The organism is Agrobacterium sp. rho-13.3 (assembly GCF_033957765.2).
Taxonomy (GTDB): domain Bacteria; phylum Pseudomonadota; class Alphaproteobacteria; order Rhizobiales; family Rhizobiaceae; genus Agrobacterium.
In genome coordinates this window covers 1,386,560-1,405,692 of sequence record NZ_CP192775.1, presented here as the reverse complement: position 1 = coordinate 1,405,692, position 19,133 = coordinate 1,386,560, and the positions used below count along the sequence as shown (strand labels likewise).

Below are 19,133 nucleotides of genomic sequence, written 5' to 3'. Positions count from 1 at the left end.
TCACATCAGTCTTGACCTTGAGTGGTGAAGCTGAGACGTGAAGTCAACTTTTAACGTCGAGAGAGTGTCGCCAATGCTGCGCTTCGTCCGCGCTTTTGCGCCAATGATGACTACGGTTCTATCGCTTTTTGCATTCAGCTGCGCATGGGCTGGCCAAACCACCACCTACCCCATCGTCATCAAGCACGCCTTGGGAACGACAACGATTGCGAAGAAGCCCGAGCGGGTTGCGACCGTGGCATGGGCCAACCACGAAGTTCCATTGGCGCTTGGCATCGTACCGGTTGGTTTTGCCGCTGCCAATTTTGGCGATGACGATGGTGATGGCCTATTGCCATGGGTGGCGGAAAAGCTGAAGGCGCTTGGCGCTGAAAAGCCGGTGCTTTTCGATGAGGGCGATGGCATCGATTTCGAGGCCGTTGCAGCCACGCAACCGGATGTGATCCTTGCCGCCTATTCGGGGCTGAGCCAAGCCGACTATGACACGTTAAGCCAGATTGCCCCTGTCATCGCTTACCCGCAGTCCTCCTGGGCAACCGATTGGCGCGAGATGATCCGTTTCAACAGCGCGGGACTTGGCATGAGCGAGGAAGGCGAGGCTCTGATCAAGCGCATCGACGGTGAGATTGCCGAGGTGGTGGCCGGATATCCTCAGCTGAAAAACAAGTCGGCCATGTTCGTCACGCATCTGGACGCGACCAATCTCAGCACCGTGAATTTTTACACCGCCAATGACACGCGCGTAAAATTCTTCGCGGATCTGGGTTTGACGTCCCCCAAAAGCGTGCGCGAGGCAACCAAGCCGGGCCAGTTTGCGGTCGGTGTCAGTGCCGAACGGGTGGACGCCTTTGACGACGTCGATATCGTTGTAACCTATGGTGGCCAGCCACTGTTGGATGCCGTGAAGGCCGACCCATTGCTGTCCAAAATGCCCGCAGTTGAACATAATTCCATTGTCATGCTGGGTCGAAACCCGCTTGGTACGGCTGCGAACCCGACGCCGCTTTCGATTTCGTGGGTGTTGAAGGACTATGCCGAACTGCTGGCCAAAGCGGTAGAAAAGTCGACTGGAAAACAATAATGACGTTCAGGCCTCCCAGACAGGGCGCGCCGGTCGCGCTCCCGCGGCGGTCCAACAGCGTCAGGTCGCTCTGGCTTTTCGCTCTGCTGGCCGCCCTTGTTCTTCTCTGTATGCTGTCCGTGGCAATCGGCACGCGGGACGTTGCCTGGGGCGACATTTTGGCCGCATTGAGCGGCAGTGTGGATAATATCGGCCAAGCGGCTGTTACGGTGCGTATTCCGCGCACGGTGCTGGCTGTGGTTGCGGGTGCCGCACTTGGTCTTTCCGGAGCCATCATGCAGGGTGTGACGCGCAATCCGCTGGCAGATCCGGGTATTCTGGGCGTCAACATGGGTGCGTCGCTTGCCGTTGTGCTGGGTGTTGCATGGTTCAACATCGCGTCGGCCAACGCCTATATCTGGACCGCCATTATCGGTGCGGGGTGTTCGGCTGTTTTCGTTTACACCATTGGCTCTCTTGGACGCGGCGGGGCAACGCCACTCAAACTGGCGCTGGCCGGTGCCGCAACCTCCGTCGCTTTTTCCTCCCTGGTCATCGCCGTGGTGCTGCCACGAAACGATATTGCTGGCGGGATTCGCTCATGGCAGATCGGCGGCGTGGGCGGCGCCACCTTCGACCGCATTTCCCATGTTTTGCCGTTTCTCGCCGTTGGTTTCATCATCAGCCTGTTGTCCGCACGAAAGCTGAACTCACTGGCTTTGGGCGATGAACTGGCCGCAGGACTTGGTGAACGTGTTGCGATTGCCCGCGCCTTTGCAGCACTCGGTGCCATTACGCTCTGCGGCGCGACGACGGCAGTGTGTGGACCCATCGGCTTTTTGGGGCTGGTCGTGCCGCATCTGTGCCGCTTGCTGGTGGGGGTCGATCATCGCTGGCTGTTGCCGTTTTCAGCACTAAGCGGGGCGGGATTGTTGCTTGCCGCCGACATCGTCGGGCGCATCGTCTCTCGCCCCGCCGAGCTGGATGTGGGCATCGTCACCGCGCTGATCGGCGCACCGTTTTTCATCTGGGTGGTCAGACGTCAGCGGGTGCGTGAGTTATGACAGCACAGTCCCTTATCATCGCGTCCATCGTTGAAAACCGTGGCATCCATGTGCGCCGTCGCAGGGTGGTTATCGCCAGTCTCGTGGTTGTTCTGGTCGCGATTTTTTCGCTGACGCTGGTGCTGGGGCAGTCTTTCACCCCGCCTGGCGATGTTGTGCGTGTCCTGCTGGGTGAAGATGTTGCGGGGGCGAGTTTCACCGTCGGGCAATTGCGGTTGCCGCGCGCGCTTCTTTCGGTTCTGGCGGGATTAAGCTTTGGTCTTGGTGGCGTTGCCTTCCAGATCATGCTGCGCAATCCCCTCGCCAGCCCCGATATTATCGGCATCAGTTCCGGTGCCAGCGCCGCAGCGGTTTTTGCAATCGTCGTTTTGTCGCTCAAAGGACCCATCGTTTCGGTCTTTGCCGTGGTTGCGGGGCTGGGTGTCGCGCTTTCGGTTTATGCGCTGTCTTCCCGCAACGGCGTTGCCGGAACACGGCTTATTCTCGTCGGCATCGGCGTATCCGCCATGCTGGAAAGCTTGATCGCCTACATTTTATCGACCGCGCCCGCATGGAGCCTGCAAGAAGCCATGCGCTGGCTGACGGGCAGTGTGAACGGCGCGCAGATTTCCCAAGTTCTGCCGCTGCTGCTGGGCCTGCTTGTTTTCGGCGCGCTGCTGCTCAGCCGCGCCCGTGATCTTGAAGCGTTGAGGCTCGGAGATGACACGGCATCAGCCCTTGGCGTGCGGGTTGGCGTGACCCGTGTGGTGGTGATTGTTGCAGCGGTCGGCATGATCGCCTTCGCAACGGCCGTAACCGGGCCAATCGCCTTCGTTGCGTTTCTGTCAGGCCCGATTGCGGCCCGCATTGTTCGCAACAACGGCTCGCTGCTCATTCCCGCAGCCTTGGTCGGGGCGACACTTGTGCTGGCGGGCGACTATATCGGCCAGTTTCTGTTGCCAAGCCGCTACCCGGTCGGCGTGGTCACGGGCGCGCTGGGTGCGCCCTATCTGATTTATCTGATTGTCCGCGTCAACCGGACCGGAGGTTCGCTTTGACCGCTCACTCTCTTATCGCCAGCCAGCTTTCCGCCGGTTACGGCGACCGTGTTATTCTCGAAAATCTCGACCTGGCGGTTCCGACGCGCAAGATAACGGTGATTGTTGGTGCCAATGCCTGCGGCAAATCCACGTTGCTGCGGACCATGTCGCGGCTTCTGGCACCTCGGCATGGGCATGTTCTTCTCGATGGCAAATCCATTCACAGCACGGCACCGCGCAAACTGGCGCGAACGTTGGGTTTGCTTCCGCAATCCCCCATCGCGCCGGAGGGAATAACAGTCGCTGATCTCGTCAGCAGGGGAAGGCATCCGCATCAGGGCATGTTATCCCGTTGGACGAAAAAGGATGATGAGGCCGTTGCGACCGCACTGGAAGCAACCAAAACCTTCGAGCTCGCGGAACGCCCGGTGGACGAGCTTTCCGGCGGGCAACGCCAGCGGGTCTGGATTGCCATGGCGCTGGCGCAGCAAACAGAAATTCTGCTGCTGGATGAGCCAACGACCTTTCTGGATATCAGCCATCAGATCGAGGTTCTGGACCTGTTGACCGACCTCAACCATGGTCGCGGCACCACCATCGTCATGGTGCTGCACGATCTCAATCTTGCGGCGCGTTATGCAGACCATCTGGTTGCGATGGCGGCGGGCCGGTTGCATGTCACTGGCACACCGCAGGAGGTGTTGACCGAACAGAATGTGCGCGATGTTTTTGGCCTTGAAAGCCGCATTATCGCAGACCCCACATCTGGCCGACCGATCATGCTGCCCATTGGTCGACACCGCATGACATCAGAAGCCGAGGACACGACAGAAGTGACTTTCGCGGCGCAGAAATAGATTCCGTTTCTGCAACCGATGCTGTAGCTTGGAACGATAAATCACACAGCATTCTGGAAGTTCACCGCAGTGAATACAACACCATGCCGCCCGCGATACCTTCTACAAGTACGGGCCTTATGACTGTGGACAAAAAACACACACTGAAAGATGTGGCGCAGGCGGCGAACGTGTCCCTCAGCACCGCCTCTCACGCACTGAATGGCACAGCCAAACTGACGGTGGATGTTCGCGAGCGGGTGCTGGAAGCGGCACGCACCCTTGGTTATCTGGAAAATCGCAGGCAGAAAGCAACGATCAGCACCTTGCGCGTCGTGCTGCTGGCCATGACCCAGGATGCCGCGCCGCAGAGCGATCTCAACATGGTCAGTTGGACGATGTTGAACGGGTTCAGGCGCGAATGCGAAAAACGCGGTGTTCGCATCGTTCCTTTCGTCAGCGGCAGCAACAGGATCGATCCCGATGAGGTGCGCGAAGCGGCGGACGCGGGCAGTGTGGATGGCATTGTCGTTTTGAACGATGACAGGCCACAACTGGTTCAGGCACTGGCGGCACAACAACGGCCGGTGGTGCTGATCAACGGCGAAGACCCCGCGATGATTGTCGATACGGTGACAGCGGAAAACCGTTTTGGTGCGCGTCTGGGCATCGAGCAATTGCTCAATCTTGGCCACCGGAAAATATTGCACATTACGTGGAAAGGCCGCACCACGATCCAGCGCCGTTATGATGGGTATCGCGATGCGTTTCTCGGCGCTGGTCTTGCCGCGCCGGTGGATATGATTTTCGAGGCCGAAGGTTACGAGCCCGACAGGGGCGAAGCGGCAATCCACCATTTGCTTCAGGAAAACCCGCCACTGCGCGGTGCAACGGCGATTTTCTGCGCTGCCGATAATCTGGCGCTTGGTTGTCTGAAAGCGCTGTCAGATGCCGGGATCAGCGTGCCGCAGGATATTTCCGTGCTGGGTTTCGATGATATTATGCCAGCGGCCTTCAGCGCGCCGCCGCTGAGCACCATACAATTGCCAGCCGACCGGTTGGGCGGAGCGGCACTTTCGCTTTTGGAGCAACGGCTGATCGCCAATGATCCATCACGGCCAGCCCATCGGCTGGAGCTGGGGTGCCGTCTGGTTCTCAGGGATAGCATCGCGCCACCCCCGAGATAGGATCGCTGAGCTTTACTTCATGCCCGTTCCGGCAATGCCGGTGGTGATGTAGCGCTGAAGGAACAGGAACACCAAGGTAACAGGTGCCAAGCTGAGGAAGGTCATGGCCAGAATATAGTGCCACTGCACCGAGAACTCGCCCTGGAAAGCATTCAGCCCAACCTGAAGGGTGAAGTTTTCACGGCTGCTGAGAACGATCAACGGCCATAGGAAGTCGTTCCACCGCCACAGCACCGAGAAGATTGCCAGAACCGCAAGTGCCGGTGCCGTCAGCGGCAGGATAATACGCCAGAAAATACGGAATTCACTGGCGGCATCCACACGGGCTGCTTCGATCAGCTCATCGGGGATGGTCAGCATGTATTGTCGCAGCAGGAACACACCGGTTGGCGTGGCAACGGTGGGAATGATGACGCCCCAGAGATTATCGACCAGCCCCACCCCGACGATGACCAGATAGGCCGGCACCATGACCACGGTGAGCGGGATCATCAGCGTCGAGATAATCAGCACGAAGATCGCCTTGTCGCCTCGGAACTTGTATTTCGAGAGCGCGAACGCCGCCATGGCGTTGACGATCAGCGTCAGGATGGTTGCCACGACGGTGACGAAAACCGAGTTTTTCAGGAAGGTGAAAAAGCTGAACTTCGTCAGGGGATCGGTGAAGTTCTGCGTTGCCACCGTCAGCCGTTGAACGGGCGTGATTTCTCGGGTGTCGACGTTGATGGGCGGTCCCGGATTGGCCGGATCGACCATCTGCGCGCGCAGGCCAACGCGCCGCACCATCGCCATTTCTTTGGTTTGGCCATCCACCGGCGCATTCCACAGGCTGAGCGGCTTATCGTAGCCCTGCACCTCCACCTGAATGGCAGCCCTTGGCAAAAGGGTCGGCGGGAAACGGGTAATTTCCGCTTCGGGTTTGAGTGAGGACATGGCCGCCCATAAAACCGGGACCAGCACCGCCAGCGTCCCGCCAATCAGCCAGACCCAGGAGAGAATATCGGTGAGGCCGATACGGCCTGGACGGCGCGTTCGCGTCAAAAAACCAACTGCGTTGAGATTGCCGGACATGATCAGGACTCCATCTTTCGAGCAAGGCGCAGTTGCACGAGGGTCAGCACCAGCAGAACTAGCCCCATGAGAACCGATGCGGCAGAGGCCAGACCAAACAGCCGCAGATCGCTGCCGAAGGCCATCTGGTAGATATATTGAACGACGAATGTGTTGGCCGTGCCGGGGCCACCACCATTTGTCAGCACCCATGCCTCATCGAAAATCTGCACGGACCGGATCATCAGCAGGATGAGGACCACGAGCAGATTGGGAGCAAGCAACGGCAAGGTGATGCGAAGCAGCGTGCGCCGGGGTGATGCGGCATCGATGGCAGCGGCTTCATAAAGGTCCTTCGGAATAGCCTGAAGGCCGGCCAGAAGGATGAGCGTGTAAAAGCCCATATGGAACCAGACCGAGACGACCACCACGAAGAACCGTGACCAGCCCACATCCAGCAGGAAGATTTCCGGTGGCACGCCGAGCATTTGCAAAAAGGCATTCAGCAGGCCGTTGCGATCCAGAAACCACTTCCAGATCAGGCCAATGACAACGGGCGACAGCAGAACCGGGTAAAAGAACATGGCACGGAAGAATCCACGCGCAGCCATGGCCCGATTGAGGATCAGCGCTGTGATGAGCGCGACCAGCAGCGTGGCCACCACGTTGAAACTCACGAACCACAGCGTGTTCCAGATGGCCGTCCAGAACAGGGATTCCCGGCAGCTTCCCGGCTCCATGTAACTGGTGCAATCCAGCAGCTTGCCGAAGTTTTCGAACCCGACATAGGGACGGTTCGTAATCAGAAGTTCCGTACCGCCGGTGAAGGCATAACCCACAGCAATGGCGATGGGCAGAAAGGTGAAGATGCCAAACAAAATCATATTCGGCATCAAAAACAGATAGGGCATACGCTTTTTGCCGATCAACCGTTCCACGACATTGATCGGACGTTCAACAAGTGCCATGCCGCCTTCTAGGGCGCGGTCTGCCAGATTGGCAATTTTTTCATTCGCCATATCAGCTCCTCTCTTGCGTTGCCAAACGGGGCAATGCGAGTTCGCTGACCGGATCGAAAGCGTGAATACGTTCGCGTGCAGGCGTGATCTTCAGTATCGCGCCTTGTACGGGTGCGAAGTGACCGGCCTGATGCACGATGATCGGCTCTTTCTGGCCCTGCATATTGCCGTAAATGTAGGTCTCCGTGCCCAGGCTCTCGTGGTACTGCACCTCGAAAGGAAGCCCCTGACCTTGGGTTACTGTGAAGTGCGATGGCCGCACGCCGACCAGAACGTCTTGGCCCTGCTTGACGGAGGCCGGATCAATCAACGTCGGCAAATGCACGCCGTATCCAGCATCGACAACGACGCCTTCTACACTCACGCTCGACACGGTGCCCTTGATGATGTTCATGCGCGGGGAGCCGAGGAACCCAGCGACGAAGAGATTACGGGGACGGTCGAAAAGCTCCAGCGGACTGCCCACCTGCTCTACACGTCCGGCACGCAACACCACGATCTTGTCCGCCATGGTCATGGCTTCCACCTGATCATGCGTGACATAGATCATCGTGGTTTTGATGTCGCGGTGCAGGCGGGTGATTTCGGCGCGGGTCTGCACACGCAAGGCGGCATCCAGATTGGAGAGCGGCTCATCGAACAGGAAGAGATCTGGTTCGCGCACGATTGCACGGCCGATCGCAACACGCTGGCGCTGTCCACCGGAAAGCTGTTTGGGTTTGCGATCCAGATAAGGCTCGATGGCCAGCATTCGTGCCGCTTCGTTGATGCGACTTTCGATTTCCGCCCGCTTGAACCGCAGATTTTCCAGACCGAAGGCAAGATTTTTCCGCACGCTCATATGCGGGTAAAGCGCGTAGGATTGAAACACCATGGCAATCTTGCGCTCTGCTGGCGAAAGCGCGCTGACATCGCGATCCCCAATGGCAATACCGCCGGAGGTCACATCCTCCAGACCGGCGATAATACGCAACAGCGTCGATTTTCCGCATCCGGATGGCCCCACGAAAACGACGAATTCGCCTTCTTCCACGGTCAGGTCAATGTCGTGCAGAATGTGGACGGCACCAAATGCCTTGTTGAGCTTTGTAAGCCTCAGACTTCCCATTACTCGCTCCCTTTAGGCATGCTATTCATTGTAACGATTTCGCTTTCATTCCACCCGGCTGGCAAGGGAATTGTTCTTTTCACTGCGACATCGCTTGTCGTCAGTCTGTCAACGTTGCCAAGATAAATCGCGGGCATTCCACCCGGATAATCTTCCAGCCCCACAACACGACCGTCGGTGCCAAGCGTCCATGCATTGGCGCGGCCTGCTGCCTGTGCACTTGGCGCGATATCCGCATGGGTGGGACGAAGATCATATCTCAGACCCGTGCCGAGAGCGCCGGGGGTCTGGCGCAGAGAAATGCGGTGAAGGTTCACATCATGGATACCGGCTTGCGAGGTGGAGACCAGATTGATGGCGCCTTCCATGCGGCCCGTCAAATCTTCCACAACCAGTTTTTCCACGCGGCCAGCCTGTCGATCGGGCCTGCGGTCCACCACCGTTACCGTCAGCGCCTCGCCCGATCCCCAGAAGCCATCCGGCGTTTCGCGGCAATCGACATCGATCCTTGAAAAGCGGATATTGCGCATGTGGCCACCGTCGCGCGAGAACAGGCCAAGACCGCGATTGGAATCGATGACTTTGCAGTCTTCAAAGGTGACGTCGGTAAAGTCACCGAAGGATTCGGTGCCGAGTTTCAAAGCGCAACTGAGGCTGGAAACGCTGCAACGGCGAACGGTGATATCTTCGCACACACCTACGGCACGGCCATCGACACCGGCACTGGTTTTGAGGCAGATTCCATCGTCCGCCGTCGAGATTTCACAATCCTCGATCACGGCGCGGCGGCAAGCATCCAGCACGATACCGTCCGTATTGGGCAAACGGCGATCATTGAGAATACGAACGTGGCTGATGGTGAGATATTCGCAATTGACCAGATGCAGCGTCCACATGGGTGAACCCGTGACGGTGAAGTTTTGCAGCCGAACATTGCGGCAGGATTCCAGCACCAGAACACGCGGACGCAGGGCGGCTGGAATATACGTTCCCATCGCCTCATCATTGCCGACGATGAAACTTTTGTCGCCCGCTTCGATGCTTCCCGGCCCGGTGATGCTGATGTTCTGCGCACCCCTGGCAATGATCATGCCTCGGTTGGATTTTTCGGCGATGACGGAGACGGATGTTTCGACATATGCCTCGTAATCAGGAACAGGAGCGAGAATCGCGCCACTTGCGAGGTGCAATTCCACATCGCTGGCCAGACGCAATCCACGGCTGATGTGGCGACCGGCCAGAAGAGCAACGCGACCACCGCCCTTTGCCGACACCGCATCGATCGCCTGCTGAATGTCTGCCGTCGCATCATCGCTTTTCGCCTCGATGGCGATTTCCAATTGTGTGCTCATGCCGGCACTTGTTCTTCAAGCAAAACGTCGGTCAGCAGCAGCATCGTCAGTGCCTGACCATAAGGGGTGGGCAGGTTGGGAATGCGCCGGTAAAATTCCAGATCATGCCCCATCGGCGTGCCATCGGACACACCATGAACGACGCCTTCCGCATCGATATTTGCAAGCACGGCCTTTAACGCGCGATCGGCAGGTTCCCGACTGTCGGCGCTCAGAATACCAGCCTTGATGCCGCGCAAAATGCCGTAGGCGATACCTGATGTAGCAGAAGTCTCGACAGGCGAGGTCGGATCATCCACCAGCGTGTGGAACATGCCGTCTTCCCGCTGGTAATGCAGCAAAGAGCGCACCTGGCTGCTCAGAACATTGGAGAGGAAACGCTTGTCTTTTCCGTCCAGCGTCGGCACGAGTTCGAAAAGTTCAGGAATGGCAACGGTGATCCACGAATTGCCCCGCGCCCAGAAGGCATGTGCAAAATTGTGGCGTCCGTTGAACGTCCAGCCGTGATACCACAGCCCGGTGACGGGATCGGACAGATAACGCGTGTGGATCATAAATTGATAGACGGCTTCATCAATCCAGTCCTGACGCTTGCAGACGACACCGGCGCGGGCCAGAAACAAACAGGCCATGAACAGCGTATCATCCCACAGCTCACCATCATTCAGGCGCTCCTTGACCACATGCTGAAAACCACCGTCTTCAGTCTTCGGCAATTCATGAACGAGCCACTCTGCCCAGTCCTCGACCAATGCCCGGAAATCCGGGCGGTCCACATGTTCCGTCAAGATGACCAGCGGCAGCATGGGGGCTGAGCTGTTGATCTGGCGCGGTGGCAGACCGCGTTCGATCTGCCAGCCATACCATTCCACCAGATTGTCAATTGCCTTGCGATCATTGGCGGCGAGCGCGCGGCGCAGGAAGCCGTAAAGACCAACGCCGACTTCCCAATCCCACTCATCGAACTGGATTTTTCCGTCGGCACCGCCGCTGGAAAGACCTTCCTGAATGCCCTTCAGGCGGCTGAAAGCAGCGGCGACCTTATCAATGGTCGTCCGAAGGTCGTTTTTTTGAATAGGGATATGGTTCATTGTTTGAATTCCGCTCATGAATAGAAAGACTGCACAGGATCGCTGCCCGCGATCCTGGCACTGTCGAAGGTGATTTCGGGGTGGGGCTGAACATGGTCGAATGCCACGGCTTTGCCGCCCACGGTGAAGGTGCCATCCCATGACAGGGAAACGTCGCCCCCTTGCGGCGGCGTGACTGACAACAGGCGACGCTCCGCATCGAAACGAACATCGGTGGCGAGAATTTTCTGGCGGAAGGTCGCAAATTCTTCCACGCTGCCGCACCCGATAACGCCGATCCAGCCGCAGCGCTGACCGTGGGATCGCACTTCTCGTCCGGCTGTTGCTCCGGTGGTGATCAATTCAAGGCCGTTTGTGGCGTAAAGCGCTGCAAAACCGCGTCCAGCGCGAACAATCAGCCAGTTGCCTTCAATGGAAACGTCATCCAGCCCGTCTTTTCCGAGATAAGCGTGCGTCCAGTCATTGCGGTGACTGTCCGTGTCGAAAACCATCAATGCGAGGTCACGGTGCTGTGCGACGCGCGGTAGAATTCCGTTGCCCGCCCAATAGGATGGGCGTTGCGATCCCCAAGGATCGTCCTCACCGGGATGGTTCACCCACAGCCGCGCCATGGGGTGGCCAATCAGCTTGATGTCGAGAACATGCTGCTGGTGTCCCTTTTTGCCGGTCTTGTGGTCCACAACGGTGGAAAGCTGTGCGGCTTCGTTTTTGAACAGCACGAGTTTTCCCGGCTCCAGCCCCTGAGCGTACCGCGCCTCAACGACGCGACCTGCCTCCAGCTGCGCAAGTGCGGCCAGATGGGCGGGCGGCACATAGTCACCGCAACACAACATCGGCAGCGAGGCCACGCCACCATTAAGCCAGCCTGTGCCAAATGCCACCTGTGCAAAGGGCGCAAGTTCGGTCAGAGGTCCAGCGCGCAACTCCTTGTCGTAGGATCTCCCCTGCGACCCCGATGGAACGCCGCCCAATGTATGGAGGGCGATCATCTCGAAAATCAGATCGAGCTGATGACGGGCGCGTGCAGCAAGGCCCGGCTCGGCCCAATGTTCAATGGCAAGAAGACCGATGAAATCGACCGGATAATAGGCAGCGGAATTCCATTCCGCCAATCCATGTGCCTCAACGCTGTCGAACCAGCGATCGAGACGTTCTTGCGCCAATTCCGCCTGCTGCGCGCCGGTGCGACCGGAGGCGGAAAATACGGCGTCCGGCAGATAACGCCCTGCCAGCAACTGGCTGGTGTGGAAGCAGAGAACATGGTTCTCGCTCCAGAACCACATGACGTCATTGCCGGGTTCATCGACCCAATACCGGTAATTTATGATGGAGGTCTTGATCCGTTCCAGCATGTCCGCAGGCAGGCGGTCTCCATAGGCACGGACCAGCCAGAGCAATGGCACGAGAATGAAATCGGAGCAATCTTCCCGGCGGTCGATGGAGTTCAGCGTGGAATCGACAATGCCAGAGATCGTTTCGATATCGTCATCACCGACGGCGATCATCGCCAATGCGCGGCCGATACGCCATGCACCGAAACGCGCGCTGAACGCCAGTGCCGCGTTCTTTCTCTGCGCAATGTCCGCTGGTCCGGCAGTCGCGGACACGTCGGTCATGAACGCAGCGTCGATAGACCGCTCCACGGTTCCAGAACCGGAACCGATGGTCAGTTTGACGCCGTGATATCCCTCTGCGATGCCCAGCGTTTCCGGTATCGTTAGCGACGTTTGGCCCGCAGCCAAGCCCCTGTCGACATTCACCAGCACGGCGTGTTCGTGGCCATGGCTTTTGACCATGACATTGACCGGCAAATCCTTGGTCGGGGCAACATCGAATATAAGTTGCAACGGCTCGCCTGCGAAAACGTCCTGTGTGGGTCTGATATCGCGAACCAGATCGGCAAGACGTTTCGTTTCCTGTTGGTCCAGCGCAACCGGCAATGCGACCGCCAGAGGTGTCTCATCGGTCACTTCAAGCTCGAAGAACCAGATAATATCCCGTTCGGCCAGATCTTCGCAGTGCAGCAGAATTTCGTTGTCGCCTGCGGCAAGCTCAAGCACGATATCGCTCTTGCTTTCGACATTGCGAATGAACGGCTCGAAACGGACCTGCTCCACGCCATTGACCCAAATTCTGACGCCGCCACAGGTGAAAAGTCGAAAACTGGCTTTGCGCGCAGCGTCGGTGTGGAATGTCCCCTTCAGCCAGCGACGGACATGGGTTGGAACATGCCAGAATCCGGTAAACTCCACGCGGCGGTTGGAGCCGGGTAAATTCAAATGGGAAACATGCCAGTCGGCCTCGGCGGCAATGCCGCGCCCGATCATATGCTGCTGAAACGCCTTGCGGCATGGCAAATCGCCGACATCCACAAATCCGTTGATAAAGCGGTAATTGACGCGATCTTCTGCTGGCGCAGCAATACCGGGATAGCTGGTTTCCAGTAAATCCGATACCATCCACGCCGTTACCGTCTCGCCTTTGCGGACGATATAAGACGGCTCAGACTTTGCCTTGGCCACATGCACATTCGTCATAATGGATCGCCTCCCGTCGATCTTTATGAAATTATTTTCATAACTGAAACTCTTGACCGACACATCAAAATGTCGCGTTGAGGCAAAACAAATAGCTTGACGTTCGCTGTGTCAAGTCGCAAAACAAAAGAAATCGAGAACAGCAGAGGAGCTACGCCTCGATTTATGAAATTGTTTTCATTGGGAGGATTGAATGCTGAAATATTTTTCAGGCGTAAGCGCCGTAGTCATCGCGTCGGTCGCTGGTCTTGCGACTGCACATGCAGAAACCAGAACAATCACGTTTCTCTTTACGGATGACGACCAAGGCTACGTGCAGAGAATGTCCGAGCTGAGCAAGGAGTTCGAGACAGCCAATCCCGGCGTGAAGGTGAATTTCATCTCCTCCGGTTACGACGCCGTTTCCAAACAATTGCCAGTGCAATTGGCTGTTGGCGAAGGCCCGGATGTTGCCAAAATTACCGACTGGCAGCTCGCACCCTACTATCTCGACATGCGCCCTTACATGAAGGACGCCGAAGCCTACGCAAAGCTCCATGGCGTCAGCCTTGAGCAGCTTCGCCTGCCCAACATCAACGATCCAAAATCCATCAATGGTTATGTGGCATCGCAGACCCTGAACCTGCCTTTCGTCAACAAGACGCTGTTTGAGCAGGCGGGCGAACCCCTGCCCGGCCCCACGGCAAAACTCAGCGAGATTGTTGAAGCATCCGCACGCGTTGCCAAGGCGACGGGCGTGCAGATTCCCTTCACCATGGACCGTTCCGGCCACCGCTTTTCCGGCGGCGCTTTTGCCTATGGCTCCAAATATGTGAAGGACGGAAAGTTCACATTCCCGGATGATGCGGCGAAGAAATACATCTCCGACGTTTATTCCTGGACGCAGAACGGCAGCTTCCCCAAGGAAATGTGGGGCGCCGCAGGTGGCTCCCAGTACAAGGGCATGGGTGACGAGTTCGTCAACGGCAATGTCGTGACCTATCTTGCAGGCAACTGGATGGTTAATCCGTTCCAGACCAAGATTGGCGATGCCTTTGAATGGACCGCCATCAACGCGCCGTGCGGCGAAGCGGCCTGCTCCGCAATGCCGGGCGCAACGGCCATCGTTGGCTTCAAGCGCACCAAATATCCTGAAGACGTGGCTCACTTCATCGAGTTTCTGGGCTCTGAAAAGGTTCAGCGTGAAATCGCTGAGAACTACGTGATCCTGACCGGCGCGGAGATCGTCAACCCGAACTACAAGCTGAAAAGCGAAAGCGCAAAAGCATCCATGAAGGTGTTTTTGGACAACAAGAAAAACGTGCCGTCCGCTGCGCGTGATTTCGAAAAGACCAAGGGCGGATCGGCGCTTTACCAGCAGATCGTTCAGCGCATGAGCCAGCTCATCGTCGGTGAACTGACGTTGGACCAGACCTATAAGGTTCTGGAAGATGATGTTGCAAAGATCAACGACGCCGTGGCGGTGAAGAAATAATCGCGGCTGATGACAGAGGCGAAACGGCGCGATAGACGCTACGAAGTTTCGCCCCCAACCTATGATTTGCCCGCAGGACACGTCGGGCAAATCATTGTTTTATTCAGAAACCTGCACCGGCTGGGCGGCCTTTCCCGCCCCGTGCGTTTCATTCGTCAGCGCTTGTAAAAAAACTGTCACCGACCCGAGGCATTTTGCCGGGCGTCGACTCACTGTCTGGCGACAACCCTGTTTTGCAAACCCACTTCGCAAAAAATGAATAAGGAAGCTGTCATGGCCAATCTGTGCGCCTATTTCCCATTGCTGCGCTCCACTCTGCTTGCATCCGTCGCTGTGTTCGGCATCGCTTCACATGCGCAAGCATTTGACACCAACGCGCCTTCAGGCCTTGGCTACACCATTGCCGTGCCGGAGCCCGCCGTCAAATATCCGCTGCCCATGGTGGACAACTACCGCAACCAGACTGGCAAGAATGCCAGGGGCGAAGACGTCCGCGCTTATGACGACAAAGACAATCCCATCATCGAAATCCTGTCCGGCTTCAACCGCATCTGGACGCTTGGTGATGAACAATGGGCTGATGGTGGTGCCAATGGCGATGGCCCGACAGATTTCAGCAAGGTAAAAATACTGAATGCCGACGTTTGGGCCGAAAACATGCGTTACGTCCTTTCGGTCACGGGCAAAAACCGCACGGAAGCGGCCGCGCTGGACGCCTATCTGAACGATCGCCGTTCGCAGGGCTATAGCGTGATTGAAGGCATGGGGCCGCTGGCGGCTTGGTATCGCGAAGGGGCCGGAGCAACGACGACCATCAACCACACTTTGAAAGACTTCAACGTCAATGAAGTCATCACAAAAAAGGAAGACGACAAAGGCACGGAAGCCGGTTCGCCAGACTCCGAACTGAAGAACTTCGTGACCTTCATGAAGGTGATCCGTGGTCCTGAAGGCACGACATCGCCCGCGAAATATTTCTACTCGACGCCGCGCCCATGGCGCATGAACGCCAAGGGCGAAGTGATCGAAACCGGCACTGAAACAATCGGCGACCGGACATTCGAGCGTTATGAAACGGAAGCGGACGTTACCGTACCAGCCTTGCGATACGCGCGTGAAAACCGTGGCCGTCTGAAAGATGGTGGTTTTCCAAGTGGTCACACCAATGCCGCTTATCTCTCAGCCATCGCCTACGCCTATGCCGTGCCGGAGCGCTTTGCCGAATTGCTGACGAATGCGTCTGAACTCGGTGAAAGCCGCGTCGTCGCGGGTATGCATTCACCGCTTGACGTGATCGGCGGACGGATTACCGCAACAGCCATGGCCGCTGCCATGTTGCAGGACGCAAAGAACGCGGAGGTCAAAAAGGCGGCTTATGACGACGTGCAGGCCTATTTCAAAAAGCGCCTGCCGCAAGGACAATCGCTGGAGAGCTTTGCGCACAGCGCAGCACTTTCCGAAGATCGCTTTGCAGACGAGGCCGTCAACAAGACCGATTTCCGCAAACGCATGACATTCTCGTTCAGCCGTGATCCCGCCGCACCGGACGCTGCGATGATCGTGCCGCAGGGCGCGGAAGTGTTGCTGGAAACACGTCTACCCTATCTGAATGCCGAGCAGCGTCGTGCGGTTCTTTTCTCCACCGGCATCGAATCCGGTTATCCCTTGCTGGATGACAGCAATGGCTGGGGCCGCATCAACCTCGTTGCCGCCGCCGCCGGTTATGGCGCGTTCCATGGCGATGTGACTGTGACACTGGATGCAGCCGCTGACGGTTTCAGCGCTGCGGACCGGTGGACGAACGATATTTCCGGCGCGGGCCGTCTTGTGAAATCGGGAAGCGGAGCGCTTGGTCTTAATGGCAACAACAGCTATTCCGGCGGCACGGTTCTGACGGATGGAACGCTGACGGCCTCTTCCAAAACGGCACTTGGAACCGGCAATGTTCTGGTCTCTGGCGGAACATTGAAACTGGACGCGTCTGAAGGTCTGAATATCGGTGGAGACTATACCCAGACCGGTGGAACCTTGGCCTTGGACGCGAAAGCGCCCCTGCGGATCACCGGTAAAGCGACGATCAGCAACACAGTCCTCCATCTCAGCTTCAATGGCGATGTACCAGCTGCAGGCTCCAGGTTCGAAGTTCTTGCAGCAGACGGGCTGAGCGGCTCCTTCACCTCGATAGAGTCTGATGCCGTCAAAATCCGGCCTGTTTACACCGGCGCCAGCCTTTTCGTCGTGGTTGAATAACCAACAAGAACCTCTTTGCGGGGCGCGGTCTCAAGCGGACTGCGCCCCGCTTTTTAAAAAATTGATATCCCTTAAAACAATGCTTTAGACCGGCTGGACCATTGAAGACGCCGCGCCTCTTCACAAATGTTCCGCTTTGCTTTAGAAGCCGCATCCGTAATCCGGTCGCAGCCCACCCGGTCAAAACAAGGGATATCAAACTATGAAAACCATCGTCATCTGCTCCGGCGGATTGGACTCTGTTTCGCTTGCTCACAAGATAGCAGCGGAAAACGACCTTCTTGCTCTCGTTTCTTTCGATTATGGCCAGCGCCACAAGAAGGAACTTGAGTTTGCAGCGCTCTGCGCAGAACGCCTTGGCGTTCCGCATCACATCATCGACATTCGCACCATTGGCGCACATCTCACCGGCTCCGCACTGACGGATGATGTCGAGGTGCCGGATGGGCATTATGCCGAAGAAACCATGCGGTCCACCGTGGTGCCGAACCGCAATGCCATCATGCTGACAATCGCTTTCGGGCTGGCGGCGGCACAGCAGGCGGATGCTGTGGCAATTGCCGTGCATGGCGGCGACCACTTCATCTACCCCGACTGTCGCCCCGGCTTTATCGACAGTTTCAACGACATGCAGCGCCATGCCTTGGATGGCTACGCCAATGTGAAATTGCTGGCGCCTTATGTCACAGGCTCAAAAGCGGATATCGTTACCGACGGCGCAAAACACGCTACGCCTTTTGCCGAAACATGGTCCTGCTACAAGGGCGGCCTGCGCCATTGCGGACGGTGCGGCACCTGTGTGGAACGACGTGAGGCGTTTCATCTGGCCGGCGTGACCGATCCGACCGACTACGAAGACCCGGATTTCTGGGTCGTGGCCACCAGTGCCTATGCGGCGCAGGAGGTGACGTGATGTTTCGGATTACCAAGGAATTTCATTTTTCCGCCTCGCACCAGCTGAAAGACCTGCCCGCAGATCACCAATGTGCGCGGCTGCACGGCCACAACTACATTGTCGAAGTCGAGCTTTCGGGCGAAGAGCTGAATGCCTACGGCTTCGTGCGGGATTATCACGAGCTTGCGCCGTTGAAGCGTTATATCGACGACCAGTTCGATCACCGCCATCTGAATGACGTGCTGGGGCATGACATGGTGACGGCTGAACGGCTGGCGCAACATTTCTATGACTGGTGCAAAGAGCGATTGCCGGAAACCAGCGCCGTGCGGGTCAGCGAAACAGCAAAGACATGGGCGGAATACCGCCCTTCGCGCACATCATGAGCGGTGCCAAAGACACACCCGTCCGTATCAGCGAAATCTTCGGTCCAACCATTCAGGGCGAAGGACTGTTGATTGGTTTGCCGACTGTTTTCGTGCGGACCGGCGGCTGCGATTATCGCTGCTCTTGGTGCGATACGCTGCACGCGGTCGATAGCGAATACCGCGATGACTGGAAGCCCATGTCAGCAGATGCGATCTGGCAGCAGGTCACGACGCTTTCCGGCGGCAAGCCGCTGACCGTTTCGCTTTCCGGCGGCAATCCGGCGATTCAGCCGCTCGGTCCACTGCTCGAAAGAGGGCATGGCGAGGGCTATCGTTTTGCGCTGGAAACACAGGGCAGTATTTCCAAAAGCTGGTTTGCCGATCTCGATTATCTGGTTCTTAGCCCAAAACCACCGTCCAGCGGCATGGACACCGATTGGGCAGCATTTGAAAAATGTCTCTCCACCGCAGGTCAAGGCCCGCAAACAGCGCTGAAATTCGTTGTGTTTGACGACACGGATTACGCTTACGCCAAAGACGCGGCTGCGCGTTATCCGCATCTGCCGGTCTATCTCCAACCCGGCAACCACACGCCCCCGCCACCGGATGACGAGGACGCGGTGGTCGATATCGATGGCATCATGGATCGCATGTTGTGGCTGGTGGACAAGGTCAGTGAAGACCGCTGGTTCGATGTGCGGGTGTTGCCGCAGCTGCATGTTCTGCTTTGGGGCAACAAACGCGGCGTTTGAAGGCACTTAAAGCGTGTTGGGTGAAAAAGGATTCACAACGCACGCTTTAAGTCTTTGTTTTGCGCATGTCT

At 57.4% G+C, this 19,133-nt stretch carries 16 protein-coding genes; 10 read left to right on the top strand and 6 right to left on the bottom strand.

Features of this window, described 5'->3' with window-relative positions; translation table 11 throughout:
* Positions 1–73: 73 nt before the first annotated feature.
* From RMR16_RS21290 to RMR16_RS21270, 5 genes are all read left to right on the top strand, one after another.
* Entirely contained in the window at positions 74–1,081 is a 1,008-nt protein-coding gene (locus tag RMR16_RS21290) for an iron-siderophore ABC transporter substrate-binding protein (protein ID WP_413785922.1), read from the top strand.
* Positions 1,081–2,124 carry a FecCD family ABC transporter permease gene (locus RMR16_RS21285; protein ID WP_320197609.1) on the top strand — a complete coding sequence of 348 codons (1,044 nt, stop codon included), beginning with the start codon at positions 1,081–1,083 and terminating at the stop codon, positions 2,122–2,124. Before RMR16_RS21290 ends, RMR16_RS21285 begins: the two co-directional genes overlap by 1 nt.
* A complete protein-coding gene (locus RMR16_RS21280; RefSeq protein ID WP_320197608.1) occupies positions 2,121–3,161 on the top strand; it encodes a FecCD family ABC transporter permease in 1,041 nt (346 codons plus the stop codon). Before RMR16_RS21285 ends, RMR16_RS21280 begins: the two co-directional genes overlap by 4 nt.
* On the top strand, positions 3,158–4,000 hold the full coding sequence (locus RMR16_RS21275; protein ID WP_320197607.1) for an ABC transporter ATP-binding protein: 843 nt from the start codon (positions 3,158–3,160) through the stop codon (positions 3,998–4,000). Before RMR16_RS21280 ends, RMR16_RS21275 begins: the two co-directional genes overlap by 4 nt.
* 119 nt (positions 4,001–4,119) lie before the next feature.
* Positions 4,120–5,166, top strand: coding sequence for a LacI family DNA-binding transcriptional regulator (locus tag RMR16_RS21270; protein ID WP_320197606.1), 1,047 nt, complete (start codon positions 4,120–4,122; stop codon positions 5,164–5,166).
* A 12-nt stretch (positions 5,167–5,178) separates the two neighbouring features.
* Here RMR16_RS21270 and RMR16_RS21265 read toward each other — a convergent pair whose 3' ends face one another.
* From RMR16_RS21265 to RMR16_RS21240, 6 genes are read right to left on the bottom strand one after another with little or no spacing between them, the layout of a single operon-like run.
* Positions 5,179–6,237 carry a carbohydrate ABC transporter permease gene (locus tag RMR16_RS21265; protein WP_320197605.1) on the bottom strand — a complete coding sequence of 353 codons (1,059 nt, stop codon included), beginning with the start codon at positions 6,235–6,237 and terminating at the stop codon, positions 5,179–5,181.
* 2 nt (positions 6,238–6,239) lie between these two features.
* Positions 6,240–7,235 carry a carbohydrate ABC transporter permease gene (locus RMR16_RS21260; RefSeq protein ID WP_320197604.1) on the bottom strand — a complete coding sequence of 332 codons (996 nt, stop codon included), beginning with the start codon at positions 7,233–7,235 and terminating at the stop codon, positions 6,240–6,242.
* A 1-nt stretch (position 7,236) separates the two neighbouring features.
* Entirely contained in the window at positions 7,237–8,343 is a 1,107-nt protein-coding gene (locus tag RMR16_RS21255; RefSeq protein ID WP_320197603.1) for an ABC transporter ATP-binding protein, read from the bottom strand.
* Positions 8,343–9,695 carry a glycoside hydrolase family 28 protein gene (locus RMR16_RS21250; RefSeq protein WP_320197602.1) on the bottom strand — a complete coding sequence of 451 codons (1,353 nt, stop codon included), beginning with the start codon at positions 9,693–9,695 and terminating at the stop codon, positions 8,343–8,345. The genes RMR16_RS21255 and RMR16_RS21250 overlap by 1 nt, the downstream gene beginning before the upstream one ends.
* Positions 9,692–10,786 carry a glycoside hydrolase family 88/105 protein gene (locus RMR16_RS21245; RefSeq protein WP_320197601.1) on the bottom strand — a complete coding sequence of 365 codons (1,095 nt, stop codon included), beginning with the start codon at positions 10,784–10,786 and terminating at the stop codon, positions 9,692–9,694. The genes RMR16_RS21250 and RMR16_RS21245 overlap by 4 nt, the downstream gene beginning before the upstream one ends.
* Positions 10,787–10,800: 14 nt before the next feature.
* Entirely contained in the window at positions 10,801–13,323 is a 2,523-nt protein-coding gene (locus RMR16_RS21240; protein ID WP_320197600.1) for a hypothetical protein, read from the bottom strand.
* Between the two features lie 193 nt (positions 13,324–13,516).
* Between RMR16_RS21240 and RMR16_RS21235 the strand changes: the two genes are divergently transcribed.
* The 5 genes from RMR16_RS21235 to queE all read left to right on the top strand — a co-directional run bounded on the left by RMR16_RS21235 (position 13,517) and on the right by queE (position 19,062).
* The gene (locus tag RMR16_RS21235; protein ID WP_320197599.1) at positions 13,517–14,797 is read left to right on the top strand and encodes an ABC transporter substrate-binding protein; all 1,281 of its coding nucleotides are present in this window, start codon (positions 13,517–13,519) and stop codon (positions 14,795–14,797) included.
* A 273-nt stretch (positions 14,798–15,070) separates the two neighbouring features.
* On the top strand, positions 15,071–17,047 hold the full coding sequence (locus tag RMR16_RS21230) for an acid phosphatase (RefSeq protein ID WP_320197598.1): 1,977 nt from the start codon (positions 15,071–15,073) through the stop codon (positions 17,045–17,047).
* 202 nt (positions 17,048–17,249) lie between these two features.
* Positions 17,250–17,960, top strand: coding sequence for a 7-cyano-7-deazaguanine synthase QueC (gene queC / locus RMR16_RS21225; RefSeq protein ID WP_320197597.1), 711 nt, complete (start codon positions 17,250–17,252; stop codon positions 17,958–17,960).
* On the top strand, positions 17,960–18,328 hold the full coding sequence (gene queD, locus RMR16_RS21220) for a 6-carboxytetrahydropterin synthase QueD (RefSeq protein ID WP_320197596.1): 369 nt from the start codon (positions 17,960–17,962) through the stop codon (positions 18,326–18,328). Before queC ends, queD begins: the two co-directional genes overlap by 1 nt.
* Entirely contained in the window at positions 18,325–19,062 is a 738-nt protein-coding gene (gene queE / locus RMR16_RS21215; protein ID WP_320197595.1) for a 7-carboxy-7-deazaguanine synthase QueE, read from the top strand. The genes queD and queE overlap by 4 nt, the downstream gene beginning before the upstream one ends.
* Positions 19,063–19,133: the final 71 nt, after the last annotated feature.